The 23,980-nt window shown below is 35.1% G+C and carries 33 protein-coding genes and 1 other annotated feature (1 of these 34 only partly in view); of the genes, 27 read left to right on the top strand and 6 right to left on the bottom strand.

What is annotated here, in order from left to right; translation table 11 throughout:
• Positions 1-69, top strand: a binding site (T-box leader) (it extends 143 nt beyond the left edge of the window).
• A 304-nt stretch (positions 70-373) separates the two neighbouring features.
• The 6 genes from argB to CJ191_RS01375 all read left to right on the top strand — a co-directional run bounded on the left by argB (position 374) and on the right by CJ191_RS01375 (position 7,075).
• Positions 374-1,237 carry an acetylglutamate kinase gene (argB, locus tag CJ191_RS01400; protein WP_102198764.1) on the top strand — a complete coding sequence of 288 codons (864 nt, stop codon included), beginning with the start codon at positions 374-376 and terminating at the stop codon, positions 1,235-1,237.
• Positions 1,238-1,251: 14 nt separating this feature from the next.
• Complete coding sequence (gene argF / locus CJ191_RS01395; RefSeq protein ID WP_102198763.1) at positions 1,252-2,277, top strand: ornithine carbamoyltransferase; 1,026 nt, start codon at positions 1,252-1,254, stop codon at positions 2,275-2,277.
• Positions 2,278-3,318 (top strand): N-acetyl-gamma-glutamyl-phosphate reductase, encoded by a 1,041-nt coding sequence (argC, locus tag CJ191_RS01390; RefSeq protein WP_070469136.1) that lies wholly within the window; start codon positions 2,278-2,280, stop codon positions 3,316-3,318.
• 23 nt (positions 3,319-3,341) lie between these two features.
• The gene (argJ, locus tag CJ191_RS01385; protein ID WP_102198762.1) at positions 3,342-4,610 is read left to right on the top strand and encodes a bifunctional glutamate N-acetyltransferase/amino-acid acetyltransferase ArgJ; all 1,269 of its coding nucleotides are present in this window, start codon (positions 3,342-3,344) and stop codon (positions 4,608-4,610) included.
• A 9-nt stretch (positions 4,611-4,619) separates the two neighbouring features.
• Positions 4,620-5,801 (top strand): aspartate aminotransferase family protein, encoded by a 1,182-nt coding sequence (locus tag CJ191_RS01380; protein ID WP_070469137.1) that lies wholly within the window; start codon positions 4,620-4,622, stop codon positions 5,799-5,801.
• A gap of 200 nt (positions 5,802-6,001) precedes the next feature.
• On the top strand, positions 6,002-7,075 hold the full coding sequence (locus tag CJ191_RS01375; protein WP_102198761.1) for an FUSC family protein: 1,074 nt from the start codon (positions 6,002-6,004) through the stop codon (positions 7,073-7,075).
• 330 nt (positions 7,076-7,405) lie between these two features.
• Here the strand turns inward: CJ191_RS01375 and CJ191_RS01370 are convergent, their stop codons facing one another.
• The 5 genes from CJ191_RS01370 to CJ191_RS01350 all read right to left on the bottom strand — a co-directional run bounded on the left by CJ191_RS01370 (position 7,406) and on the right by CJ191_RS01350 (position 12,122).
• Complete coding sequence (locus tag CJ191_RS01370; protein WP_102198760.1) at positions 7,406-8,491, bottom strand: tyrosine-type recombinase/integrase; 1,086 nt, start codon at positions 8,489-8,491, stop codon at positions 7,406-7,408.
• Positions 8,492-8,637: 146 nt separating this feature from the next.
• A complete protein-coding gene (locus CJ191_RS01365) occupies positions 8,638-9,600 on the bottom strand; it encodes an Abi family protein (protein ID WP_102198759.1) in 963 nt (320 codons plus the stop codon).
• Between the two features lie 235 nt (positions 9,601-9,835).
• Positions 9,836-10,219 (bottom strand): hypothetical protein, encoded by a 384-nt coding sequence (locus CJ191_RS09215; RefSeq protein ID WP_257994096.1) that lies wholly within the window; start codon positions 10,217-10,219, stop codon positions 9,836-9,838.
• A 43-nt stretch (positions 10,220-10,262) separates the two neighbouring features.
• Entirely contained in the window at positions 10,263-11,033 is a 771-nt protein-coding gene (locus tag CJ191_RS01355; protein WP_102198758.1) for a helix-turn-helix domain-containing protein, read from the bottom strand.
• 231 nt (positions 11,034-11,264) lie between these two features.
• Positions 11,265-12,122 (bottom strand): hypothetical protein, encoded by an 858-nt coding sequence (locus tag CJ191_RS01350; RefSeq protein ID WP_102198757.1) that lies wholly within the window; start codon positions 12,120-12,122, stop codon positions 11,265-11,267.
• A 138-nt stretch (positions 12,123-12,260) separates the two neighbouring features.
• Between CJ191_RS01350 and CJ191_RS01345 the strand changes: the two genes are divergently transcribed.
• From CJ191_RS01345 to CJ191_RS09110, 3 genes are read left to right on the top strand one after another with little or no spacing between them, the layout of a single operon-like run.
• On the top strand, positions 12,261-12,461 hold the full coding sequence (locus CJ191_RS01345) for a helix-turn-helix domain-containing protein (protein ID WP_102198756.1): 201 nt from the start codon (positions 12,261-12,263) through the stop codon (positions 12,459-12,461).
• Between the two features lie 3 nt (positions 12,462-12,464).
• A complete protein-coding gene (locus tag CJ191_RS01340; protein WP_102198755.1) occupies positions 12,465-12,671 on the top strand; it encodes a helix-turn-helix domain-containing protein in 207 nt (68 codons plus the stop codon).
• A 54-nt stretch (positions 12,672-12,725) separates the two neighbouring features.
• Entirely contained in the window at positions 12,726-12,887 is a 162-nt protein-coding gene (locus CJ191_RS09110; protein ID WP_180960911.1) for a hypothetical protein, read from the top strand.
• Between the two features lie 79 nt (positions 12,888-12,966).
• Here CJ191_RS09110 and CJ191_RS01335 read toward each other — a convergent pair whose 3' ends face one another.
• Positions 12,967-13,314 carry a hypothetical protein gene (locus tag CJ191_RS01335; RefSeq protein WP_102198754.1) on the bottom strand — a complete coding sequence of 116 codons (348 nt, stop codon included), beginning with the start codon at positions 13,312-13,314 and terminating at the stop codon, positions 12,967-12,969.
• A 55-nt stretch (positions 13,315-13,369) separates the two neighbouring features.
• Between CJ191_RS01335 and CJ191_RS01330 the strand changes: the two genes are divergently transcribed.
• The 18 genes from CJ191_RS01330 (at position 13,370) to pnuC (ending at position 23,976) form a co-directional block, all read left to right on the top strand.
• Positions 13,370-14,287, top strand: a complete 918-nt coding sequence (locus CJ191_RS01330; protein ID WP_102198753.1) for a DUF3102 domain-containing protein — start codon at positions 13,370-13,372, stop codon at positions 14,285-14,287.
• The gene (locus tag CJ191_RS01325; protein WP_102198752.1) at positions 14,280-14,804 is read left to right on the top strand and encodes an ORF6C domain-containing protein; all 525 of its coding nucleotides are present in this window, start codon (positions 14,280-14,282) and stop codon (positions 14,802-14,804) included. The genes CJ191_RS01330 and CJ191_RS01325 overlap by 8 nt, the downstream gene beginning before the upstream one ends.
• Positions 14,805-14,816: 12 nt before the next feature.
• A complete protein-coding gene (locus CJ191_RS01320; RefSeq protein ID WP_102198751.1) occupies positions 14,817-15,119 on the top strand; it encodes a DUF771 domain-containing protein in 303 nt (100 codons plus the stop codon).
• A gap of 5 nt (positions 15,120-15,124) precedes the next feature.
• Complete coding sequence (locus CJ191_RS01315; protein WP_102198750.1) at positions 15,125-15,352, top strand: hypothetical protein; 228 nt, start codon at positions 15,125-15,127, stop codon at positions 15,350-15,352.
• Between the two features lie 100 nt (positions 15,353-15,452).
• A complete protein-coding gene (locus CJ191_RS01310; RefSeq protein ID WP_102198749.1) occupies positions 15,453-15,656 on the top strand; it encodes a hypothetical protein in 204 nt (67 codons plus the stop codon).
• Positions 15,653-15,835, top strand: coding sequence for a hypothetical protein (locus tag CJ191_RS01305; protein WP_102198748.1), 183 nt, complete (start codon positions 15,653-15,655; stop codon positions 15,833-15,835). Before CJ191_RS01310 ends, CJ191_RS01305 begins: the two co-directional genes overlap by 4 nt.
• 12 nt (positions 15,836-15,847) lie before the next feature.
• Positions 15,848-16,033, top strand: a complete 186-nt coding sequence (locus tag CJ191_RS01300; RefSeq protein ID WP_102198747.1) for a hypothetical protein — start codon at positions 15,848-15,850, stop codon at positions 16,031-16,033.
• A 72-nt stretch (positions 16,034-16,105) separates the two neighbouring features.
• Positions 16,106-16,297, top strand: coding sequence for a hypothetical protein (locus CJ191_RS01295; RefSeq protein WP_102198746.1), 192 nt, complete (start codon positions 16,106-16,108; stop codon positions 16,295-16,297).
• Between the two features lies 1 nt (position 16,298).
• Complete coding sequence (locus tag CJ191_RS01290) at positions 16,299-16,784, top strand: siphovirus Gp157 family protein (RefSeq protein ID WP_102198745.1); 486 nt, start codon at positions 16,299-16,301, stop codon at positions 16,782-16,784.
• Positions 16,785-16,795: 11 nt separating this feature from the next.
• Positions 16,796-17,488 carry an AAA family ATPase gene (locus CJ191_RS01285; protein WP_102198744.1) on the top strand — a complete coding sequence of 231 codons (693 nt, stop codon included), beginning with the start codon at positions 16,796-16,798 and terminating at the stop codon, positions 17,486-17,488.
• Complete coding sequence (locus CJ191_RS01280; protein ID WP_102198743.1) at positions 17,485-18,927, top strand: DEAD/DEAH box helicase; 1,443 nt, start codon at positions 17,485-17,487, stop codon at positions 18,925-18,927. Before CJ191_RS01285 ends, CJ191_RS01280 begins: the two co-directional genes overlap by 4 nt.
• A gap of 23 nt (positions 18,928-18,950) precedes the next feature.
• On the top strand, positions 18,951-19,505 hold the full coding sequence (locus tag CJ191_RS01275) for a DUF669 domain-containing protein (RefSeq protein ID WP_102198742.1): 555 nt from the start codon (positions 18,951-18,953) through the stop codon (positions 19,503-19,505).
• A 13-nt stretch (positions 19,506-19,518) separates the two neighbouring features.
• On the top strand, positions 19,519-21,819 hold the full coding sequence (locus CJ191_RS01270; RefSeq protein ID WP_102198741.1) for a phage/plasmid primase, P4 family: 2,301 nt from the start codon (positions 19,519-19,521) through the stop codon (positions 21,817-21,819).
• Positions 21,820-22,078: 259 nt separating this feature from the next.
• Complete coding sequence (locus CJ191_RS01265; RefSeq protein ID WP_102198740.1) at positions 22,079-22,285, top strand: YozE family protein; 207 nt, start codon at positions 22,079-22,081, stop codon at positions 22,283-22,285.
• Positions 22,269-22,586 carry a VRR-NUC domain-containing protein gene (locus CJ191_RS01260; protein WP_180960910.1) on the top strand — a complete coding sequence of 106 codons (318 nt, stop codon included), beginning with the start codon at positions 22,269-22,271 and terminating at the stop codon, positions 22,584-22,586. The genes CJ191_RS01265 and CJ191_RS01260 overlap by 17 nt, the downstream gene beginning before the upstream one ends.
• On the top strand, positions 22,583-22,792 hold the full coding sequence (locus tag CJ191_RS01255; protein ID WP_102198738.1) for a hypothetical protein: 210 nt from the start codon (positions 22,583-22,585) through the stop codon (positions 22,790-22,792). Before CJ191_RS01260 ends, CJ191_RS01255 begins: the two co-directional genes overlap by 4 nt.
• Before the next feature lie 2 nt (positions 22,793-22,794).
• Complete coding sequence (locus CJ191_RS01250; RefSeq protein ID WP_102198737.1) at positions 22,795-23,250, top strand: hypothetical protein; 456 nt, start codon at positions 22,795-22,797, stop codon at positions 23,248-23,250.
• Between the two features lie 96 nt (positions 23,251-23,346).
• Positions 23,347-23,976, top strand: coding sequence for a nicotinamide riboside transporter PnuC (pnuC, locus tag CJ191_RS01245; RefSeq protein ID WP_102198736.1), 630 nt, complete (start codon positions 23,347-23,349; stop codon positions 23,974-23,976).
• Positions 23,977-23,980: the final 4 nt, after the last annotated feature.

Below are 23,980 nucleotides of genomic sequence, written 5' to 3'. Positions count from 1 at the left end.
GTTAACAAAAATGAGTGAATTCGATTTGAATTAACTAGAGTGGTACCACGGATAAGCCTCGTCTCTATGTTCTATTTGAACATGGGACGGGGCTTTTTTTATATAATTGAATCAAAGATAAAGTTAGTAATTTGCGGTATATACTTAGCGAGGTAGTGACGGTGTGAGACTACTGATATTAACCAAATGAATCGTGCTTTATAGATTTCTTGTAAGGGTTAAACTGAACAAGGACGTAATATCCACGTTAGGATAAGAGATAGTCTTTTTCAAGTAGTTGTGAAAAGGCTAAGTAGAGTGGTATCGCGGTTAAACGCCTCTATATTTGCAATAAGCAGATATAGGGGTATTTTTTATTAGGAGGGGGATAAAAGTGATAGAAATTAGTAAGCAAGATATTGAAAAGGCTAATATTTTAATTGATTCGTTGGCCTATATAAAAGATTTTTATCAAAAAATTATAGTCATTAAATATGGTGGGCATGCAATGGTTTCTGAAGAAATTCGTCAGCGAGTAATTTCAGATATTGCTTGGCTATCTTATGCGGGTATGAAACCAATTATTGTGCATGGTGGTGGACCTGAAATTAACCGGATGCTTGAGTTACAGGCAGTTGAACCGCAATTTATGAATGGTTTGCGAGTGACTTCTCATGATGTGATGCGGACAGTGGAGATGGTATTAACAGGGTTGATTTCACCAAATTTGACAACTATGCTAAATGAAGAAGGGATTGCTGCTATTTCAATATCAGGTAAGGACAATAAGGTAATGGAGGCAGTGAAGAAAGATGAAGCGTTGGGGTTGGTGGGAGAAGTTACCAAAGTAAATACAGCATATCTGCATCAAATGCTTGCAGATAATATATTACCTGTTATTTCACCGATTGCTTATGGACCTCAGGGGGAGAGCTTGAATATCAATTCTGATGAAGCTGCAGCCGCAATTGCCTCAGCTTTAAAAGCAGAGAAAATGATCTATCTAACGGATATTAATGGCATATATGAGGATCCAGCTGATCCCACTAGCTTATATTCAGAAATGTCCGCTAAAGAAATTCAAATAGCAATTGAAAATGAAGTAATTACTGGAGGTATGATTCCTAAGGTAAAAAATTGTCTTAGTGCAATTCAATCTGGCGTTCACTCATGTCAAATTATTGACGGCACTATTCCTCATGCTATTATTTTAGAACTTTTTACTAAAAATGGCCTCGGTACAATGATTACAGCGTAAAAGGTGGTAAGAAAATGAATTTACAAAATAAAAACTTTTTAAAATTATTAGATTACACTAGTCAAGAAATTGAATTTTTGATTGATTTCGCCTTACATTTGAAGCATTTAAAGCAAGCCAATATTCCTCATGAATATTTAAAAGGTCAAAATATCGCACTTTTATTTGAGAAATCATCCACTCGTACACGTGCAGCCTTTACCGTTGCGGTAAATGACTTAGGTGGACATCCCGAATATCTTGGGGCTAATGATATTCAACTTGGCAAAAAAGAATCAGTCATTGATACGGCAAAAGTGTTAGGTTCAATGTTCGATGGCATCGAATATCGTGGGTTTGACCAAGAAGCAGTTGAACTATTAGGGGCGCATGCTGGTGTGCCAGTTTGGAATGGGTTAACTGATTCTTGGCATCCAACGCAAATGATCGCAGATTTTATGACGATAAAAGAAATATTTGGCACTTTAAAAGAGCAGCATTTGGTTTATCTAGGTGATGGTCGTAATAATATGGCGAACTCTCTAATGATTGCCGGTGCAAAATTAGGCGTGGACATAACGATTGCAACTAGTCCAGAATTAGAACCTGATCAAATGATTTTAAAGGCGGCAGAAGATATAGCGAAGACGACGCAAACTAAAATAATAGTTACAAATGATCCTTATGCAGCAGTTAAATCAGCTACGGTTATTTATACGGATGTGTGGGTATCTATGGGAGAAGAAGCCAGTTTTGAAGAACGTATTCAACAATTAATGCCATTTCAAGTTAACCAAAAGTTAATTGATCATGTAGAATCAGATCAGTTTATTTTCCTGCATTGTCTACCTGCCTTCCATGATGCAGAAACAACGTATGGACAACAGGTATTAGATCAATATGGCTATAAAGAAATGGAAGTGACCGATGAAGTCTTCCAGGCAGACTATGCTAAACAGTTTATACAGGCAGAAAATCGACTCCATTCAATTAAAGCAATCATGGCAGCTACCAATGGGCATCTATTTTGGCCAAGTCAAGCGATTAAAGGTGGTGATTAGATGATTAGAGTAGGTATTATCGGTGCAACCGGTTATACGGGTGAAGAACTTATTCGTTTACTGGTTACCCGTCCGGATATAGAATTAACTTGTTTAACCTCAAGAAATCAAGTTGGGACAAAGGTTCAAGATTACTATCCACATTTTAAAGGACTTATTGATCAAGCTTTCATAGCTTATGACCCCAACCATATTTTTGATTTAGTAGACGTATTATTTTTATGCTTGCCACATGGTGTTTCTATGGAAATTGCAAGCGCCGCACAGGGTTATGATGTGAAAGTGATAGATTTAGGGGCAGACTTCCGAATTAAAGATAAAGAAGTATATGAAGCATATTACGGTGTTCAACAAACAGAACCAGAACTCCTAGCTCAAGCAGTTTATGGACTGCCAGAATTGTATGCTAGAGAAATTCAACAAGCAAACTTAATCGCTAATCCAGGTTGCTTTGTAACTTGTAGCTTATTAGCTTTGCTACCTATTATCGATGCTGATTTTATTCAGAAGAATTCGATTATTATTGACGCCAAAACAGGTGTATCAGGCGCTGGAAGGTCAGCAAAAGCAGCCAACCTACTGACAGAATTAGGGAATAACTTTTATGCTTATAACCCACTAACTCACCGTCATATCCCAGAAATTGAACAAGTTTTAAATCATATAACAAAAAGTCCGGTAACTGTTCAATTTACCCCACACTTATTGCCGACTGAGCGTGGGATTTATACAACTATTTATGTAGACTTAACTTCAGAAGTTTCAGAAGACAAAGTCCAACAAATATACAAAAATTATTATCAGGATAACTACTTTATCCAAATTTTAGAAAAAAATCAATTACCACAGATGAAGGCTGTCCGTGCTAGTAATTTTACTCAAATTCAAGTGCAGATAGATAAAAGAACTAATCGTTTAGTTATCTTTGCTGTGATCGATAATCTGGTGAAGGGGTCAGCAGGACAAGCAATTCAGAATATGAATTTAATGTTTGGACTTGACCAAACTACTGGTCTTAGCCAAGCGCCCATTTTCCCGTAACGCTTTAAGAAAGGAGTCAAGATATGCCACAAATAGATCATGTAACTATCACTACCGTTGAACGTACGCCTACTTCTTTGGAGAAGCAAATAATCCCTGGAGGTTTCTGTGCTATCGACAATGTCTGGGTATCAGGAGTACATTCAGGTTTTAAACATCGTAACAAAGATTTGGCGCTTATTTATTTTCCTAAAGGTGCAACAATGGCAGGCGTCTTTACGAAGAATGCCATTGAATCTCATCATATCAAGTATGATAAAAAACTTTTAAATGAACAAGCGACATTCAAAGCAATTATGACTAATTCAGGAAACGCTAATACCTTTAATGGAGAAAAAGGGGATGCGGATGTCAAAATCATGGCTGAAACACTAGCGAATAAATTAGCTATTCACCCTGATGAGGTATTGATTTGCTCAACTGGTGTAATCGGTGTGCCAATGGATCTAACAAATTTTGATAAAAAGGTAGCACATTTAAGCCATAATCTAACCGATGGAGACTCTATTCAGGCAGCTGAAGCAATCATGACAACAGATACTACCATTAAACAAAAAGCAATAGCTTTTGAAATAGAGGGTAAACCAGTACATTTAGCTGCAATTGCCAAAGGTTCAGGTATGATTCACCCTAATATGGGCACTATGCTGTCATATATCGTAACCGACTTAGATTTAGGGCAAGCAACCTTATTGCAATTACTAAAAGAAGCAGTTAGACAGACTTTCAATAAAATTTCAGTTGATGGAGATACTAGCCCAAATGATTCTGTAATTTTGGCTTCTACCAATAAAATATCTGTTAACCCAACTAAGCAAAATATTCTCCTCTTCCAAGAGAGATTAACAGAAATATGCCAAATGATGGCACAGGAAATTGTAGCAGATGGGGAGGGTGCTTCAAAATTCGTAACTGTATCAGTCAAAGGTGCAAGTAGCCTTTCTGATGCAGAGGGGATTGCTAAACAAGTTGCCACTTCCTCCTTAGTCAAAACAGCAATTTACGGTCAAGATGCCAACTGGGGACGTGTATTATCAGCTATTGGTCAAGCACAGCCAAATTACCTAGATCCGAGCAAAATCAAAATTCAATTTATCTCGAAAAAAGGTTCAATACTTACTTGTAAGGGCGGACAAGGATTAGATTTTGACGAAGCCTTAGCCTTTGAAATATTATCAGAAAAAGAAATAACGATTGATATCGATTTAGGATTAGGTAAGAGCCAAATAGCTGTTTGGACTTGTGACATTACGGAAGATTACATTAAGATTAACGCTGATTACCGCAGTTAGGAGTATATAATGAATACAGAAGAACTGATTGCATTGGGTCAGGAAGTCACCATGCATACTTTCAACCGCCAAGAAACTGTCCTAGTCAAAGGTCAAGGAGCCTATGTTGAGGATCTAGATGGAAAAAAGTATATCGATTTCATTTCTGGCATTGCATGCAATGTATTAGGCCACGCTGACCAAGAATTCGTCGAATACATTTCTAAGCAAGCAGGCAATTTGATACATGTATCTAACCTTTTCTGGAATGAAAATGGGATCAAACTAGCTGAAAAATTAAGCGAAGTATCAAATCTTGACAAGACTTTTTTCGCTAATTCGGGTACAGAAGCCAATGAAGCAGCCATTAAACTAGCCCGTAAATGGGGGACTGAAATGAAGGGTCCCGATGCTTTTGAAATTATTTCCATGAACCAATCTTTCCATGGTAGAACTTTGGCCAGTTTAACAGCGACCGGTCAAGAAGACATGCATACTGCATTTAAACCACTACCTGTGGGCTTTAAATACGTCGATTTTAATGATATAAACGACTTAATAGCAGCCGTGAACAATAATACATGTGCTATTTTGCTGGAGGTCATCCAAGGAGAGGGTGGAGTCAATGCAATTACGCCAGAATATGTTGCTGCTGTGAATGAAATTCAGAAAAAGGAAAAAGTTTTAGTGATCGTTGATGAAATTCAAACCGGTATCGGCCGAACCGGTACCATGTTTGCTTTTCAACAGACGAGTCTAAAACCAGATCTTATTACCTTAGCTAAGGGATTAGGAGGTGGGTTACCGATTGGTGCGCTTGTGGCTAAAAATCATGTCGCCAGTCATTTTAAACCGGGAGATCACGGCACAACCTTCGGTGGCAATCCCCTAGCAACAGCAGCTGGAAACTATATTCTTTCAGCGATAGAAAAGCAGCACTTGTTGGCAAATGTGCAAGAAGTGTCACAATATATCATTAATGAAATTGAGTCATGGCAGTCCCTAGCCATTAAAGAAATTAGAGGAAAGGGATTATTAATCGGCTTGAAACTGACGAAATCAGTTGGGCATGTAATTACCAAAGCTGCTGAACAAGGATTATTGATTACTTCCGCTAAAGATGATGTTATCCGCCTGCTACCACCATTAAATGTCTCAAAGTTAGTAGTGGATGAAGGATTAGAAAAATTAAAGGTTGCACTACAGGCATAAAAGTAATATATCTCATAGGTTATCTAAAGTGAGTATTTATATAATAAAATAATTTTAAGACCTTTCTTTTCTTGTGTATATATGATTAGAAGGTATCTGAAAAGTGAAGTTTATATTTATCATATTAGTGGTATAATTGAAGAGCAACCGGATGCTGACCTATATAATAGGAAGGTCCGGTATTTTTTGGAGGAGACAACATGCATTCAATTTTAAAACAAACTTTTTCATTAAAACCCTCCCCAGATCATCACTTAGAAAGAATACTTGTTGCCGGTATTTGTGCGCTGATTGTAAATTTAACCGGATACTTTTTAAAAAATCCTGGTATCAATGCTACATCTAGCTTGGGATTATTTACTTTTCTGCATTTTCAATCTTACGAAGGACAGCGAACGATTAAGCGAATGATATTTGTCGCAATATCGCTATTTACTGCTTATACGGTTGGCCTTATTATTGGTCAAATCCCCTTAATGGCACCCATATTTATTAGTTTTGTCGCATTCTTTGCAAGATTAGTTTACCGTATCTATCGAATTGATAAGCCAGGAGATATTTTCGTGATACTCGTGATGGCTTCAGGAGCAACGAGAGATATGTCGCTGAGTCAAATTCCGACCCAGTTAGTCGAGCTAAGTTATGGGATTCTAGTTTCTTTATTCATGGCTTATTTATTGGTTAAGTATTTAGACTTACCTAAACAATCGTTTACGTTTAGTTTCAATTATAAAGAGGCTATTCGGACTGAACCTAGAATGATAGTTGATTCATTTTTTTATGCGGGTGTGTTATTTTTCGCAGCTTATCTTAATATCGTTTTAGATTTAAGCCCTTATTCTTGGATTATTGTCTCGTGTTCAGCTATTTTACAAGGGAACACATTACAGATAATATTAAATAAGAGCTTCCAAAGAGTTTTTGGCACTACTGCTGGACTAGCAACTGCAGCCCTGATTTTATTGATACAAATTCCGCATCTTGGTCGAATTGCAATGGTAGTGGTGCTGTATGTGTTAGCTGAATATTTTATTCCAAGAAAGTATTCATTTGGGATATTCTTCGTGACCAATATGGTCTTGATTCAATTAACCTTTCAAAATCCAAATCTTGGCTTCGATTATTTAGGCGATCGATTTAGCGGGATAGTCATTGGGACTTTAATAGGAAGTGTAGCTGCGTATTTACAATACCATTTATATAAATTTTACAGTCAATCTTTGATACAGAATCGAACTTATGATTATAAAGAAAAGATGGATGAAAAAAACTAGTCATCATAATGTTTAATGAAAATAATTACCCTAAAACCATTTAACTGTATGGTTTTAGGGTATTTTTGTATGGTATTTAACTGAGTTTCGTATTTTATCCGAATAAGACTTCATCATTGAAAGGCCTTCTGGTAAAAAGTTTTTTATCTCCGAATACAACCCAAAATATAACGAATCATTTAAAAGAACCTAGAAAAAACGACTTTTTTCATGAACGGCCTACTTTAGAAGAAAGCATATTCACTATATAAGGAAAATGCCGAATGCAGGATTATAACATCCTTATATACCAACGATTTAGACGTTTGAGGGCACATAGAGGGCACAGGTTTAATTTAAGCCTTCTAAAACTTCCAATAATTTCTCATCTTGTTCTTCTTTAAATTCGTCCAAAATATGCGTATAGATTTTAAGTGTTTCGGTAATGTTTGAGTGTCCTAATCTTTTAGAAATATAATTAATGTCTATTCCTTTATATAGCAAGTAAGAGCAGTGAGTATGTCGTAAACTATGGATACCGAGAACAGGTATATCTAGTTCTCTGCAACTCTTTTTAAGATACTTTCTAACGCCTGTATCGCTAATAACTGGGTGGTTCCACTCATCTAGGAATAAATACTCCGGTGATATACTTTGGTATTTTAGTTTATATTTCTTAATTCGATTGGTAAATTCTTTAGTAACTTTAATTTTCCTAATACTGCTAGGTGTTTTAGCATCAGTAAAATTACGCTCACCATTGTTATACGCATAGCCACGATTCACTTCTAGTGTAGTTCCGTGTATATCCTTCCACGAAAGTCCATATATTTCACCTAATCGTAAGCCTGTGTTAATTGCGATATATAAGATTGTGGCTCTAGGCGTTAATTCAGAAGTGAATAGATCCATTAACTTCTCGGCTTCACTAACATTCCAAGCTTTTACTAACTTTTGCTCCTTGATATCATAGTTTAATTGGATATTGTGTGTAGGGTTAGTTTTGATAATACCGTCTGCAAAAGCAATTTCTATACAACGCTTTATTCTAAAATGCGTTTTTTCTACTGTGTTCTTTGCACGATTTTTACCGCGTTCATTTAAAAAAGCTTGATATTTAATTCTTGTTAGATCTTTTAGCTTTAAGTTGCCAAAATAATCCTCAATTAACTTAATTAAATATTCGTACTGTTCTTCTGTGGATTGGCTTACTTTCCCTTCTTTAAAAGTTTCATACCAGTTTCTAAAGTAGTCTACTAATTTAACTTCACTATCCGCTATGTTATCGTCCAGCTCTTGTTTATTAGCATAAATTAGTGCTTCTTTCTTCGTATCAAACCCATTCTTTTTGCGTTGTTGTCTATTACCGTGTTTATCAGTAAGATTATATCTAGCTACCCATTTCCCAGTAGTTTTGTGTTTAGTTGCTGATGCCATAAAAGTCAACTCCTATTTTTAAATAATTTATGTTAAAATAGGGTATGCAAAAAAGCACACCTATTAGTGCGTTTTGTTAAACTTCAGACAACCTCACTCCTTGGGTCGCCAAACTTTAAGGAGTGGGGTGTTTTTTGTTTCTTCGGTTATTTGTTTTGATTTCTAGCATTAAGTAATTGGAAATTTTCCGGAAAACCTAAAGATAAGTAAATTTTATTTATATCAATTGTATTTAATTTATTAGATAAAGTTTTACTCCTTTTGTTGATAGCATTCAGCATTAGCGAATACTGATTATTAGTTAATAAAAGTTGTAAATATAATAAATTATTGAAAACATCTTGTTTAGGATCTGAAGGAGCAATGTTGAATGGGGCATGAAGAGCCTCCATATATTGTAGATTATTAGCTGCTTTAAAATTAAAAATAATATTATCGTGTGCGACTGAGTTTCTAATACCTTTCAAATTAAAAAGGAATTTTTCTAAAGTATTGGGTTCTAAAATCGTTTGTTCTTCAACATTATCAATTAGAAATTCATTTAAATCTTTTGCGATTTGGTTTTTTAAAGAATCATCTAAAATTTTAAAAAGATAGTATGTCTGCCCAAGAGTTAATTCATTAATAAGAACCCATATAGGAACATCTTTGTGGTTGTTATAATAGTGTTTGATAGAATTTGAATTTCTATCTTTAATCTTATTTTGGATTATGTTAGATAAACTAGAAATGGTTTTTGAAATACTTAATAGATCAGCACCTTCGTATGTTTCAGTTCTTAAATAAGCATATTTTTTGTCATGGTATTTTTCACCAAACCTATATGCTAAAATACTCTTCAAGTGTTTTTCCGCAATTAAAATATTTTTAAAGATTATAGATTTTAATTCACTATCATAAATATGGACTGCACGAATTTCGTCAAAGCTTGCTCCTTCGATGTATTGGTCAGAGTTAACTTGCTTAAAAAATTTACTTGATACATTGACTACATTGTAGTAACTGTGTTCGAGTATATACTGAGCTGCTTTATCGGGGTGTGATACTACCACTCCACGCTCTTTAAGAATTTCTAATTGCTGATTTATCGTTTTAAATGGTTTAGCCATATAACCTCCTGAAAAAACAAAAAACACCCCTTATCTGAGATAAGAGGTGTTCCGCGCAATGAGACCTCCAATTACGGTCAGCAACTCATTGCTAATTCTTATCTCATATAATATGAAATTTTGATATAAATGTCAACAAAATAAGTGATTTAATTTTTAGTTACTTACTATATTTACCTTTTTTTTCATAGTTATCCAACAGATGCTCTACTAATCTACCTGATTGGTAGATTTTTTATTTTTTTGATTTAAAGTTACGCCCGCAGTTATTGCAGTGATACTGATTCTTACCTTTCTTTCCTGCAAAACCTGCTATAGTACCGATACCACCAGTTAAAATTGCGCCACCCACAGCTTTTCCGACTGAAAAACTTTTGCGGTCGTTTTGCATAAAAGTTACATTGTTAGACTTGCAGACAGGGCACTTTACCTTAGATACTACTCCTGTCGCTCTTAAACTTGCATCATTCATGATTTCTACGGATTTCTTTGCACCCTTATTAAAAATTTCGCTAGATTTATTCATGCTTGTTATGGCACCTTTAGATAAAGGTTTAATTACCTTGTTAGCATGGTCAGCATATTCATTTGTTTTGTTCCATATTTCTTTAAAATCCATACGTTTGCCTCCATAAAAAACGGTCATTTTATAAACAGGGGAACTACATTACAACAGTCCCTACAACTTTAATATCATTTACATCATCAAATATCAAATCTTCATATTTAGTGTTCAAGGATACTAACCTTAAATGATTATCTTCTATATAAGCTTTTTTCAAATAACTTTCATTATCTATAATAAATACTCCAATTTGACCACTTCTAATCTCTGTCGTTTTCTTAACAAATATATATTCATGATCTTCAAACATCGGCTCCATCGAATTGCCGTTGACTTGTAAAATTAAGTCATAACTTGCATCGGGTATAATTTTTGTTGGTATTTGAATTAACTCATGCCTATCATCCGCTAGAAATTCTCCAGAACCTGCAGATACCGCACCATCTAAATAGTCTTCAGTAGTATCTTCTTGTTGGTGTTTTTTATTTTTATGTTTTTCAAAAGATAGTATGTTGTTCTGCTCTTCTAACTGTCGTTCAGCAAAGTTGTAGACTTTGGCTTGGCGGGATTCAGTAAGTTTAGAAGATATCTCGGTTATTTTATCTACAGTAGCAGAATTTGACTTAAGTTTCGGTAAATTAACCTTACTATCCACATTCTCTAAGAAAGATTCCAAATCTAAACTAAATGCCGATGCAATACTTTGAACTGTATCTAAAGAAGGTATTATAGGTTTACCGCTTTGGGGGTTTTTACCCTTTTCTAACATAGAAATGTATCCTTTAGTTAAATTAGATCTATCAGCAAGTTCTTGCATAGTTAACTTGTTCTCTTTTCGTAAGATATTAATCTTTTCTCCTATTAACATTAACTCACCTCCTTAAACACATTGTATAATAAATTAAACACATTTTCAATTTTTTGTTTAATTTAGTTGACAACTAATGTTTAATATATTAAACTAAATTTAGAAAGTTAAGAAAGGAGGTAACAGCAATGAACAAGACACTAAAAACACTCGCCTTAATCACTATTGGGATAGCAATCGGACGAGTGTCAACGAATTTTATCAAAATTGAATATGAATTAGTTGATTAATCTATTTCTTATTTGTAAAGCTATTAATCGTTTGTATTAATAAGATAAGTATTATGTCGAATTCAATATCTTTAATTAAACCCGACATAAAATAGAAAACTGCTGTTAAAACGAGGTTGATGACATAACTATATGTTTCGTCTCCCCATTTATCAATGTGATATTCTTTAGTTTTAAGGTTAGAAAGGAAGTCATTTTTATGGATATTATGTTCGATAACTTCTTTAGAGTTACTGGCATGCTGTTTTTCGCTAGATACATACTTTGGACTATTCTCATTGTATTTATGCATATTAAGGAGTCTTATTTCAACAATAAGTTCATCGAGTTTATCATTGATACTCTCTTGGACATCGTCTTCTTCGGTTCTTTTCACATTTTCAAAAGGCTCTATGCTGATAGAGACTGATTCAGATTCAGCAAAGTCTTCTAAAGATTGATCTAATGAATCGATAATAGTAGAAGTCATTGGAGTAATGTGTAAATTACTAATATTGCGTAGGTATTGTTTATAACTATTTTGCATATCATTCACAGCGTTTGTTGCAACTTTAATTGAATCAAAAGGGATTGCGTTCAATGTAGTTCTTATAGAAGCTATTGTGGTAGGACTTGGCTTATATATCGAGGTTAATTTAGGTATAGAATTTTGAATTTTAGTAGCCTCGTATATAGCTCTCGATGGTATCTGTTGAGCATCTACTATCCCTTTCATGGCATCCGAGTATAACGATGCATACGACTCCACGGGTATTTTAGGAATCGATATTTCTTTCAAGGCATTTTGACTAGCTAACATCTCTTGAGCTAGAGCAGTGAAATTAGGTGTTTGTATAGGCGGTATATTAATATCAATCAAAAAGTAATTTACCTCGTTTCCATATGTAGGATAGATAAGACAACCAGGGCGAAGGGGTTTTATCTTCAGGTAAAGTATAACAGTTTTTATCCACAGGTACAATATATAGCTGTTGATAAGTTAAGGGGGTATTTAATAATGCTATTGAAAAATAAATTACGACATATAGTAAATTTGAAAGGTATAAATCCATACCAATTATCGAAGAAAATGGGTGTCAGCCCAACGCAAGTACATAAAATTTTGACTGGAAAATCAAAGGATATGAAACTATCTACAGCATTCAAACTCGCAGACACACTAGGCGTAGACATCAACGAATTTAGAGAGGAGGGGTAGGAGATGACTGTAAAAACAACATCTTATAAAATCAAAGAGTTTAGAGAAGAAAAAGGATGGTCTCAAGAGGAGTTGGCTAATAAGTCAAATGTTAGCAGAAGTATTATTTCTGAACTCGAAACAGGAAAGAGAATAGCTACTGGGACAGTTACATTAATGAAGATAGCAAAAGCATTAGAAGTTCCGATGAGAGAAATTTTTTTAAATTAAAAGTTTAATACATTAAACATGTATAAGCAAAATAAAAAAAGAAGGTGTAAAACAATGAACGAACCACAATTACCAACTACATTAAAAGAATATGAAGGCACAAGTTTTATATATCCATATACCGAATTATTAAAACTCTCATTACATAAGGATATTAAAAAAAGAAGACCTTGCACTGGCATGCAAAATCTTCTTGATGAAATCAAAGGAGAATAAGACATGAAAAAGACGAAGAAAGAAAAAATATTAATAGTATTATTATCGTTTATTTCGGCTTTATTAGCTTCGGCTCTAATTAACTCATTATAAGAGACGTCAATAGAGAAGTAAAAAAAGCGACAAGTATAGGCACAATAATATTCCAAATTACTCTATTTATTCTAAGTTCTTTATCTATTTCGAGGTAAGATTCACCCTCGGAGGTTATTACATATTTAATTTCTTTTTTAGGGTAACCTGACTCTCTTTGTTCAATAAAAGATAGTGATGCTAATTTTTGCAGAATGTCTTTTGAAGTCGTTGTAGGTAAACCTATCCTACCTGCAAGATAGTCTGCTGAAACTCCAACTATTTGATTTCTCACTTCTGAGGAATCAAGGTATTCCAATACATTACGTTCTTTTTTAGATAATTTTATATCCATTTTTTTCCGCCTTTACATTTTTTAACTAATTATACCAAAGAAAGGAGAGACACGATTGAACGAAATAACACTATCAAATGATTTAGATCAAATTGAATTAGAGATTAATCATCATAAGAATATCGCAGGACAATCAATATGGGAAATCGGTAGACGATTGAACCATGTAAAAGAAAACGATTTAGCGCATGGGCAGTTTATGGAATGGCTTGAGAATATCGGAATAGAGCATACTTCAGCAAAGCGGATGATGAAAACAGCTAAAGAGATTCCAAATAGTGCAACGTTGCACCATTTAGGAGAAACAGCATTATATCTAATTTCCACACTTCCCGAAGAAGAAAAACAAAAAGAATTATCTAAAGCAGAGGCTGGTGAACCATCAACTGTTAGGGAATTGCGAGAACTAAAAAAACACCTTAAAGAAAAGGAACAACAAATAACCGAAGAAAAGCAACGTGGAGATGCGCTTGCTGAAGCCTTGGAGAAGGAACAAGCGAAGCCTCAACCCAAACCTATTGTTCAAACTAAAGAGGTAAAACCTGCTGATTATGATGACTTAAAGTCTGATAATCAACAGTTACAAGAAGTTTTAAGAAATAAAGAAAATCAATATCAATCTTTAAGGACGCAATATCAAAATTTAATCGACCAACGTTCAGAAGTAGATGAAAAGTCAAAGAAATATGATGAATTAAACGACGCAATTAAAAGGATGCAAGGTCAGTTAGATAAAGGTCAACAAGAAATCGCAGCACAAAAAGAGGTTTACGACTTAGTAAGAAAATCAAAAGAGTTGATTGCTGAAGTAGCGCCGTTAACTTATTTAATTGACGCGGAAAACGTTATTTCGAATGAATATGCTAAGAAGCCTTTGATTGAAATTGTAAATAAACTGCACGACATTGCAAGAAAGATTGAAGAACAAATTGAAGATACAAACATTATCGAAGGAGAGATTATAAATGGCTGAAATGATTGAAAAACCACAAGATTTTCTTGGTATGGCATTGCAACAAAATAAAGCAATTGCAGAAAGCATGGAACAACTTTATAACGAAATGAAATTAACAAACGAGAAAACGGAACAGAGGTTTGCTGAAATCGAGGAAATCCAAGAGAGTTTGAAGAAAAACGTTACTTTGACTCGTGGAGAAATCGCTAGATTAAAAAGACTGATTTTAGCTAAATCAAAACCATTAACCCACCAGTTCTTTAAAGAACCTGTTAGTGAAGAATTGTTCGAAGCAAAACGAGGGCACACTATTTCTTACTTATGGACAATTTTAAAGATGAAATATGACGTGAGTACGTATCCAGAAATTTCACATATTCATTTTGATGAAGCGATGAATATTGTTCGCGGAACAACGATTGATGATTTCCCAAAAGCTTATTACCGTTTGACACCGAAAATGCAAAACATTGCTGGACAAGAAATTGAACATGTTGAGTTTCTAGAAGACGATTCAATGTCCTTGTTTGAATAGTAGGTGAACAAAATGGAAACCACATCTTTAATCAATAGTCTAATCGCAAAAGAAATCGAATTGGCAATTGCTGAAAAAGAAAAGAAAATCAAGGAACTAGAAATAGCTTCCGACAAAGGTTCAATTGGGGATATGAAATGGTTTTGCGAACGCACTGGAATGTCAGCAAATCCAGCTAAAGACCGCATCTTGTATCCATTTCGCAAGGAACTGGAAGGGAAACTAGTTAAATATCCAGAGTCCAGCGGTTCGAAGTGGCAGTTTAATAAGTTCCTTGTCAACCAATGGATTACCGAAAATTTTGAAAGGTGGTAACACTAATGAACAAGAAAATAAAAACACTCGCTTTAACCGCTGCAGTTATTGGTCTAGCGACAGTGATTAAGCGAGTGAATGGGTTACAAACTCAAATTAATGAGATTAAGACAACGCAATCTGGCTTAAAAAGAAAATTGAATTTAAAAGTTGATAAAAATAATTTGATAAAAGAAATAAATTTAACCCCAGAAAAACTCAGGATTAATAGCTCTAAGCTAGAAGGTATTTGAGATAACTTTCTAAGTTATTAACATCGAGATGAATTCATTTTTATCCATTTTTAACACCTCCTTCCTAAGGAGAATTATACCAAAGAAAGGAATGATCATAATGAATAAATATTCTAAAAACACAGTCGTGTGGGGAATTGTAACAGTAATTTATTTCATCGGCATGCTAGAAACAATTGTTCAAGGCTATGCAGGTTGGATTCCAGTCTTGCTATTCGTACCATTTATCATTTCACTGGCTTATACATGGATCAATGCGAAAAATGCAGACATTTTTATGTGGCATGAGGATGAGTACAAATGAGTAAAACGCCACTAGACATCATCGAAGAAAACCGTCGATGGCAGATTCAAAAGGCTATCAACGATTACGATGGTACTAATTTAAGAGAACACTTAGATGATATTAAACGCATTAATGATTATTACGACAACCAAATTATCGAGCAGCGCTATGTCGATAAATGGAAAAATTATTCATAAGGAGGGGTAACTATGAGAGGTATATATGATCTCGATAACCAACAGTTTTATCCAGATGACAGAAGTATTGACTTCAACATCATCGAAACACGTTATGCAACAGTCTCAGCGAATTCTAGAGAAGAAGCTGAAGAAATCTATAGAGAAAATCCAGATGATTATCAGGATGTTAAATCAAAAGTTGAAGTTTATAAATAAAAAAAGCACCTATGGCAGTAGGCGCTAAATAAAAATATTTACAGGTCAATTATACCACAAAGGAGGCACGAGATGATTGAAAGTGTGAAATATACGCTGGAATCAAAGGTTGATATGTACGAGCGTGAAATCGACCGAATCGAAAACAGATTACAAGATTTAGACACCGAAACAATGGGCTTGCGTGTGGACAGAGAAGAACTGATTAAACAAGTTGAAGAACACAAGCGAGCTTTATTAAATCTATGTTCAAAGGAGGACTAAAATGCAACTTTACAATTTAACCGCAAACTACCAGCAAATTGTTGATTATATCGACAGTGCGGAAGAACTGGATGAATCACTACTAATTGATACGTGGGAATCTATTGATGAAGCATTTGAAGATAAAGTCATCTCAACTGCTTATGTGATTAAAAATAACGATGCAGACATCGAAACCATTTCCAACGAAATCAGACGTTTGCAGAAAAAGAAACAAACCAAAAGAAATGCGAATGAACGTTTGAAAGGTTACATCAAAGATAACATGTTGCAACTTGATAAGACACGTATCAAAGGTGATTTATTCGATGTGTCGGTTCGAAATAATGCGGAATCGGTAGAAATTTTAAATGAAGAAGCATTGCCAGAAGATGCGTTTAAAGTGACGAGAACGCCCGATAAGACGGCTATCAAAGAAGCACTGAAGAATGGTCATGAAGTCGACGGAGCGACCTTAAAACGCACACAATCGCTTCAAATTAGATAGGAGGATGAAGTATGAGTTTAGCAATTAAAAATGCAAAAGAACTGTCCACAGATACGACTACATATTTGATATACGGACAACCTGGAGTTGGTAAGACATCAGCAATTAAATATTTACCAGGCAAAACTTTAGTTGTCGATATTGATAAATCATCAAGCGTACTAGCTGGTGAAGAAAATATCGACATTGTGGAAGTGGATACTCATAACATTTGGGATGAATGGTTGAACGTGGTATCAGAAATCATTACAGATAAAACCATTTTAGATAAATACGACAACTTAGTAATTGATAACGTGTCAGAGCTATTCCGTTCAACGCTATCAAACTTAGGTCGTATCGGAAAGAATAACCGAGTGCCTAGCATGGCCGATTACCAGCGTGTCGATTTCACTATCTTAGATAGTCTACGTGCATTAAGCCAATTACCAATACGGTTAATCTTTACAGCATGGGAGAAGTCGGACCTGTGGGAAGCCGAAAATGGTCAATCATTTAATCGTGCTTTTCCAGACTTACGTAATTCTATTATGAACAACTTCTTAGGACTATGTGATGTGGTAGGTCGGTTAATGGTCTACGCAAAAGATGATGAAAAAGTACGTGGATTTGTTTTACAACCTGACAATTCAATTACTGCTAAAAATCGACTAGATGACCGTTCAGGATGTCTGATAGAGGAGTTGGTGGTGCGTAATGAATGACATTCCAATTATATGACTATCAAACGGAATTAGTCACTAAAGCTAGAAAATCACTTGCTAAAGGACATAAAGGCGTTTTAATACAATCGCCTCCGGGAAGTGGTAAATCAGTTGTAATCGCAGAAATAGCTAGATTAACGACCGATAAAGGTAATCGTGTGATGTTCCTAGTCCACAGGAAAGAGCTTGTAGAACAGATTACAGAAACATTTACAGCTAATGATGTTGATTTAAATTTATGCACGATCATGACAGTGACGAAAGTGGCTAATCGATTGATAAAACTACCTAAACCCGACTTAATCATCACTGATGAAACGCATCATAGTAGAGCCAAAACTTACCGAAAGATTTACGATTACTATTCAGACGTTCCAAGATTAGGTTTTACAGCTACACCCTGGCGAATGAACGGTAAAGGTTTTGATGATATTTATTCAGAAATGATAGTAGGAAAGTCAGTTAAATGGTTAATCGAAAACAAGCGATTAGCACCTTATGAGTTTTATTCAATTCCACGAGCAGATATCGATAAATTAAAAAAATCGTCAACTGGTGATTACACTAACCAATCGATTGAAGATGCACTTAAAACGACCATTTTTGGTGATGTAGTTGAGAACTACGTAAAGGTAGCAAATGGACAGAAAACCATTCTATATGCACACAGTATTGAATATTCAGAGAAATTTGCTGATGAGTTCAGGAGTGCAGGTATTAAAGCGGTTCATGTTGATAGTAAAACACCGAGTTCAGAACGTGATGAGATTATGAATGATTTTAGAAACGGAAAAATTAAAGTTTTATGCAACGTGGATTTGATTTCAGAAGGTTTCGACGTTCCAGACTGTACTTGTGTGATTATGGTAAGGCCCACAGATAGCTTGGTACTTTATTTGCAACAATCCATGCGGTGCATGAGATACCAGCCGAATAAGACAGCAACTATTATTGATCATGTAGCGAATTACATCAGACATTTTCTTCCTGATACTGACAGAACATGGCACTTGGAAAGTTTCGAGAAGAAACACAAGAAAAAACAACAAAACGAGAATGAAATAGCCATCAAAGAATGTCCTAACTGTTTTGGTGTAATGGAAAGCAAAACATTAAAAGAAAACAATTTCTGTTGTCCTTATTGTGGTTTCAAAATTGAAGTCGTTAAGATTGAAAAAGATGTAATAGACACAACGTTATCTAAATTAGACACGCAACAGATTGTCGTTGATTATTCCAAAATTAACTTGATCAAGAAGTATAAATCTACTGATAAAAAAGAATTACAAAGCATCGAAGATTGGTACTTGTACGCTAAAGCGCGCAACTATAAAGACGGATGGTTAAAACATAATATTCCGGGTTTTAAAAATACACCATGGTCAATATTTTATCAAACTATTAAGCCAATTAAACGTAAATATAGCAGCATATTTTAATTAAGAAAAGGAGAATTTTTATTATGTCATTTTTAACAACAAACTATTCAGAATTAGAACGTAACACAGGTTTTGAAGCTTTACCAAAAGGTAATTATGAAGTGATTATCACAAAACCAACAATTAAATCGTCTAAAGCAGGACGCGAATATATCAATATGCAGTTAGTGGTACGTAATGATTTAGATAAAGTGGATAATCTAGCAAATACAAATGCTAAATACCACAATCGTGTCGTGTTCGCTTCAATTTTTACAGATAAAGAAACTAATCAATATAATACCGAAGATTTAATGTATTACCTTGAAGCGGTACAAGTTCCAGAAGGCACAGAAATTAAAGACATGCAACATTACTTAGATTTAATTGCAGATAAACCTGTGCGCGTTTATGTAACACAAAGTGAAAACGAATATCAAGGTGAAAAACAAATTCAAAATAATGTGTGGGCAAACAGTGTAGAGAAATCTCAATTCCCACAGGTTAACCACCAATTCAAAAACAAATCAAATACGGACCCGTTTGGCGGTACGCAATCACTTGATGAATCAGAAATTTCAAAAAACTTACCATTTTAGAAAGGGATATTAAATGATACCAGACGAACTAAAACAGCTTAATAATTGGTGCGTTTGGGTGTACCAGGAACGGGACGGTAAAAGAACTAAGGTCCCAGTTGATCCAGTGAGTGGGGAGTTGGCAAAGTCCAACGACCCATCGACTTGGGTTGATTATGATACTGCTAAAAATGTATGGCAGACCACAAACGCTAATGGGTTGGGTTTCTTCTTTACACCGCCTTACGTCGGAATAGACATTGATAATGTAGCGGACGAATTAGAACGATACAAATTAGGCGATTATGATACGAACATTGTGTTCGAATTTTATGAATCGTTTAAAAGTTATGGAGAAATATCGCCCAGCGGAAATGGGTTCCACATTATTACCAAGGGTAAGATACCTGGTGCTCGTAGACGACACAAAAATGTAGAAATGTACGATAGCGGTCGATTCTTCACAATGACAGGTAATTCACTTGGGAAATACAGTGAAGTGTCTGAAGTTTCTGAGTTGAATTTTGACCGTATATATAGAAAGTATCTTCCAGATAATGTACAGAAATTAAATTTTGATAATCATGGCATTTCCCACAGTTTATCTGATTCAGCAGTAATTGGGAAAGCACTCGAATCTAAATCGGGTGAAAAGTTTAGATTATTCATGAATGGCGGTTGGGAAACACAGTTCTCTAGTCAATCTGAAGCTGATATGGCATTCGCTAATATTCTAGCGTTTTGGTGCGCAAGGGACTTCGCACAAATGGATAGTATATTCCGCCGGTCATCACTCATGCGTGATAAATGGGATGAAAAGCGTGGGAAAACTACATACGGTGAAGCAACGCTATATAAAGCAATCAATGAAACTGCTGATGTATATACGCCTACAAACAAACGGGAACCGATGAAGTATGATTTATCTTTCTTGGAAAACAAAAAGGAAGATGAAGTCATCGAACTACCACCTAGAAGTTGGGATGATACAGGGAATGCGCAGCGATTTATGGACAACTACGGAGACATCGTTAAATACTCATATCAATCTAAAAATTTTTATGTGTATGACGGACAGAAATGGCAAATCGACAATATGGGACTTGTATTCAAACTAATTGATAGCACGATTGAAAACATGAAGTTTGAAAAGATAACCGTTCCCGAAGATGAAAAAGAATCCGAGAAAATTATTCAGAGTTTTCAAAAATTCATTTCAAAAAGTCGTTCTACAAATTCAAAGAAGAATATCTATACAGAACTACAACATCTAACTGCCATATCTACTGATGAATTTGATAAGGATAACATGACTATCAATGTTCAGAACGGATACATTGATTTATCCAGCGGAGAGTTACACGAACACGACCAAGACAAGATGTTTTCAAAGATAACAAATGTAGAGTATTCAAATAAAATGCGACCTGATGCGTGGTTAGATTTTCTAAATGATATTTTCGATGGTGATGAAGATTTAATTCATTACATCCAAAAAGCACTAGGTTATTCACTAACAGGTAGTGCTGAAGAACAGATAATGTTCATTTTGCTAGGGAATGGTCGTAACGGTAAATCGTTATTCGTAAACACAATCGCTGAAATGCTTGGTGATTATTCTAAAAATACTCAAGCTGAAACGCTTATGGAAAAGAAAGGCGAGAAAATCAATAACGATGTCGCTCGATTAAACGATACACGTTTCGTCACTTCCACAGAACCTAATCAAGGTTTCGTATTCGATGAAGGATTGGTTAAGCAGATGACTGGTGATGATAAAGTATCCGCACGTTTTCTACACCAAGAATTCTTTGAGTTTGATGTTAAATTTAAAATTTGGCTTGCTACTAACCATAGACCAATTGTTAAAGGTACTGATGATGGGATATGGCGTAGGTTGATTACAATACCGTTTGATGTTCAAATACCAACTCACAAAGTTGATAAGAAATTGAAATTCAAACTAATGCGTGAAGCTCCAGCAATATTAGAGTGGATGGTTGAAGGGTGTTTACTTTGGCAAAAAGAAGGATTGGAAAATCTACCAAGAAAGATTAAAGAAGCGAACGCAGATTATCGTTTTGAAATGGATCCAGTTCAATCATTTATAGAAGAACAGTGCATCATAGGTGATGAGTTTGAAGAAAACGGTAGCACTTTATACGAAGCATACACCAAATGGTGCGTTGATAATGACCGCTATGATGTGGGCAAAAATAATTTTGGTAAGCAATTGAAAAGTAAATTTAAAAGTCGCAGAAGTAACGGGATTAAATATATAGGTATAAAAATTTTAAGGCAATATACCTTTGGTTCAGATATCCCAATTAAGTAATGGAACACTAACGGAATACTTTGGAACACTAAATGGAATACTAAACCCCTAGAGCCACAAGGGAATGGAATACATGGAATACCTTTTTATATAAATTTATAAATAATAAATATAAGTATATATATGTATATATAAAGAAAAAAGTAAGAAAAGGTGTTCCAAGTGTTCCAAATTATTGGGGGAGTAAGGCTCAAGTCGTCCAATAGGTCGTCCAAATTGTGGATTTAGTCGTCCAAATTAAAAAAAGGAGTTGGAAAACATGACCAGTTTTAAACAATGGCTAGAAAAATATGAAGATGAAAATTCTCCAACAGGGGACTTTGCAAGAGATGTGATTGTAGATGAAGATTTTCCAATTATTCAAACAAAAGAATTTGTGGAGAAATATTTAATTAAAAATAATGCAAGTGATAAAACGATGGATATCTTTTACGAGGTGTGGGATAGATTTGAAAACAGAAGCTGACATTCAATCAGAAATTATGATTGAACTTTCAAAACGAGGCCACAAGATATTCAGAGCGAACGCAGGGAAGATTAAAACGGAGTTCGGTACTTATATAAAATTATTTCCTAAAGGGTTTCCTGATCTTTGCGGATGGAGAAAGTCGGATGGGAAATTCATTGCAATTGAAGTGAAAAATGAAAAAGGGAAATTAAGACCTGAACAAGTGAAATTTTCTGAATTTGCAAAAACGCAAAACATTCTATATGGCGTGGCTAGAAGTAAGGAACAGGCAGTAGAAATCGTGGAGGAACTAAGATGACAATCAGATTTAACCCACAAGGCTATAAGCCGACAAAGAAAGAACGAATTACACATAACATGGACACCTTTGAACGAAAAGTTGGTAGAGCATTGGACCACTTGAATGCTGGTGAAACTACTAAAGACCAATTTATCCATGAAATTAACGTGGCGCATGGTAACTACAAGCGTAATCAAAGAGAAATCTATAATTTGGAGGACTAACCATGAACTTACAAGAGGAACTGAAATTATTAAAAGAACGTATTGCTGAATTAGAAGAACAGGCAAAACAGGAACAGGAGTTTCCAAAAGATGGTGACGAATACTGGTTTATGAGTGATAGCGGGGTCATAGGCAATAGCTTTTACAGTAACTATTACATTGATAATGACCGACTAGAAATTGGAAACTTTTTCAAGGATGGAGAACAAGCAAAGTTTGCAGTTGAAAAGCTAAAAGTTGAAGCGGAACTGCGGAAGTATAGTAAACCTTTTGAGTACGGAATATTCAACTATTACATATTTTTTGCTATAGATAGTGGCTTCATTGACGTTAATTGTAAGGCCTACTGTCCATCACAAGGAACTATCTACTTTGAAAGCGAAGAAAAGGCTCAGCAAGCAATTGAAGCAGTCGGTAAAGAACGTATCAAGAAATATATCTTTGGAGTGGAGGACTAACTATGAAACACCCAGACATTGAAAAGTTAGAAAAACAAGCATTGCTGGAACGCATCGAGCGACTAGAAAAGAGAATTGAGAAATTGGAGAAGAAGAATGACAAATAAAAAGAAAACTATCATTGGTTTGCAGGTAGTCGCAACAGTTTACTTGCTAGGTAATATGCTTTACAGCAACTTGCAAGCGTTTGACCTAATGTCCACAGCGATGGGTCTGTTAGGTTTATTCGGTAATATCCTACTGGCGCACAAGAGATCAAGTACGTTCGCTTTGAATATGTCTAATAATATTTTAGGGGGTGTCCTAAGTTTCCAAAATCGTTTCTTTGCTGAGGTAGGCATGAATATCATCTACTTCGTAACACAAGCGGTGCAGGGCATTCCTTACTTCAAGAAACATAAGGACGAAACTGGCGAGGTAGTAACCAAATCAGAGTTCGAGCCAGTCAAAATCATCACTTACATCGCATTTGGCACCTTGGTGATGGGGTTAGTAAGTAAGTTCTTTGACGGCAATATGGTAGTGCTAGATAGCGTACAAAATGGTATTGCAATTGGCGCACAGTTACGTCAAATGAATGGTAATGCTGATGGGTGGCTATTATGGGTGCTATCTAACATCATCAACATCATCGTGTGGGCATCAGTAGGTAACTGGATATTAGTGGCTTCATTCGCAGCGTATGCAATTGTGGCGGTTAGTGGATATCTAAATTGGTCGGAATAGGAGG

This window comes from Aerococcus viridans (assembly GCF_002871935.1).
Taxonomy (GTDB): domain Bacteria; phylum Bacillota; class Bacilli; order Lactobacillales; family Aerococcaceae; genus Aerococcus; species Aerococcus viridans_B.
The sequence above is the reverse complement of the archived record's forward strand: the minus strand, read 5'-3'. Positions and strand labels throughout refer to the sequence as shown.

Coding starts and splice junctions, on each gene's coding strand:
- CJ191_RS01345 (WP_102198756.1), top strand. CDS start 12,261: ATGCTATTGAAAAATAAATTACGACATATAGTAAATTTGAAAGGTATA.
- CJ191_RS01325 (WP_102198752.1), top strand. CDS start 14,280: ATGGCTGAAATGATTGAAAAACCACAAGATTTTCTTGGTATGGCATTG.
- CJ191_RS01270 (WP_102198741.1), top strand. CDS start 19,519: ATGATACCAGACGAACTAAAACAGCTTAATAATTGGTGCGTTTGGGTG.
- CJ191_RS01285 (WP_102198744.1), top strand. CDS start 16,796: ATGAGTTTAGCAATTAAAAATGCAAAAGAACTGTCCACAGATACGACT.
- CJ191_RS01255 (WP_102198738.1), top strand. CDS start 22,583: ATGACAATCAGATTTAACCCACAAGGCTATAAGCCGACAAAGAAAGAA.
- CJ191_RS01315 (WP_102198750.1), top strand. CDS start 15,125: ATGAACAAGAAAATAAAAACACTCGCTTTAACCGCTGCAGTTATTGGT.
- CJ191_RS01335 (WP_102198754.1), bottom strand. CDS start 13,314: ATGGATATAAAATTATCTAAAAAAGAACGTAATGTATTGGAATACCTT.
- CJ191_RS01355 (WP_102198758.1), bottom strand. CDS start 11,033: ATGTTAATAGGAGAAAAGATTAATATCTTACGAAAAGAGAACAAGTTA.
- CJ191_RS01310 (WP_102198749.1), top strand. CDS start 15,453: ATGAATAAATATTCTAAAAACACAGTCGTGTGGGGAATTGTAACAGTA.
- CJ191_RS01365 (WP_102198759.1), bottom strand. CDS start 9,600: ATGGCTAAACCATTTAAAACGATAAATCAGCAATTAGAAATTCTTAAA.
- CJ191_RS09110 (WP_180960911.1), top strand. CDS start 12,726: ATGAACGAACCACAATTACCAACTACATTAAAAGAATATGAAGGCACA.
- CJ191_RS01375 (WP_102198761.1), top strand. CDS start 6,002: ATGCATTCAATTTTAAAACAAACTTTTTCATTAAAACCCTCCCCAGAT.
- CJ191_RS01295 (WP_102198746.1), top strand. CDS start 16,106: ATGATTGAAAGTGTGAAATATACGCTGGAATCAAAGGTTGATATGTAC.
- CJ191_RS01275 (WP_102198742.1), top strand. CDS start 18,951: ATGTCATTTTTAACAACAAACTATTCAGAATTAGAACGTAACACAGGT.
- CJ191_RS01250 (WP_102198737.1), top strand. CDS start 22,795: ATGAACTTACAAGAGGAACTGAAATTATTAAAAGAACGTATTGCTGAA.
- CJ191_RS01380 (WP_070469137.1), top strand. CDS start 4,620: ATGAATACAGAAGAACTGATTGCATTGGGTCAGGAAGTCACCATGCAT.
- CJ191_RS01280 (WP_102198743.1), top strand. CDS start 17,485: ATGACATTCCAATTATATGACTATCAAACGGAATTAGTCACTAAAGCT.
- pnuC (WP_102198736.1), top strand. CDS start 23,347: ATGACAAATAAAAAGAAAACTATCATTGGTTTGCAGGTAGTCGCAACA.
- CJ191_RS01340 (WP_102198755.1), top strand. CDS start 12,465: ATGACTGTAAAAACAACATCTTATAAAATCAAAGAGTTTAGAGAAGAA.
- argC (WP_070469136.1), top strand. CDS start 2,278: ATGATTAGAGTAGGTATTATCGGTGCAACCGGTTATACGGGTGAAGAA.
- CJ191_RS09215 (WP_257994096.1), bottom strand. CDS start 10,219: ATGGATTTTAAAGAAATATGGAACAAAACAAATGAATATGCTGACCAT.
- CJ191_RS01290 (WP_102198745.1), top strand. CDS start 16,299: ATGCAACTTTACAATTTAACCGCAAACTACCAGCAAATTGTTGATTAT.
- CJ191_RS01300 (WP_102198747.1), top strand. CDS start 15,848: ATGAGAGGTATATATGATCTCGATAACCAACAGTTTTATCCAGATGAC.
- CJ191_RS01320 (WP_102198751.1), top strand. CDS start 14,817: ATGGAAACCACATCTTTAATCAATAGTCTAATCGCAAAAGAAATCGAA.
- argJ (WP_102198762.1), top strand. CDS start 3,342: ATGCCACAAATAGATCATGTAACTATCACTACCGTTGAACGTACGCCT.
- CJ191_RS01305 (WP_102198748.1), top strand. CDS start 15,653: ATGAGTAAAACGCCACTAGACATCATCGAAGAAAACCGTCGATGGCAG.
- CJ191_RS01370 (WP_102198760.1), bottom strand. CDS start 8,491: ATGGCATCAGCAACTAAACACAAAACTACTGGGAAATGGGTAGCTAGA.
- argF (WP_102198763.1), top strand. CDS start 1,252: ATGAATTTACAAAATAAAAACTTTTTAAAATTATTAGATTACACTAGT.
- CJ191_RS01265 (WP_102198740.1), top strand. CDS start 22,079: ATGACCAGTTTTAAACAATGGCTAGAAAAATATGAAGATGAAAATTCT.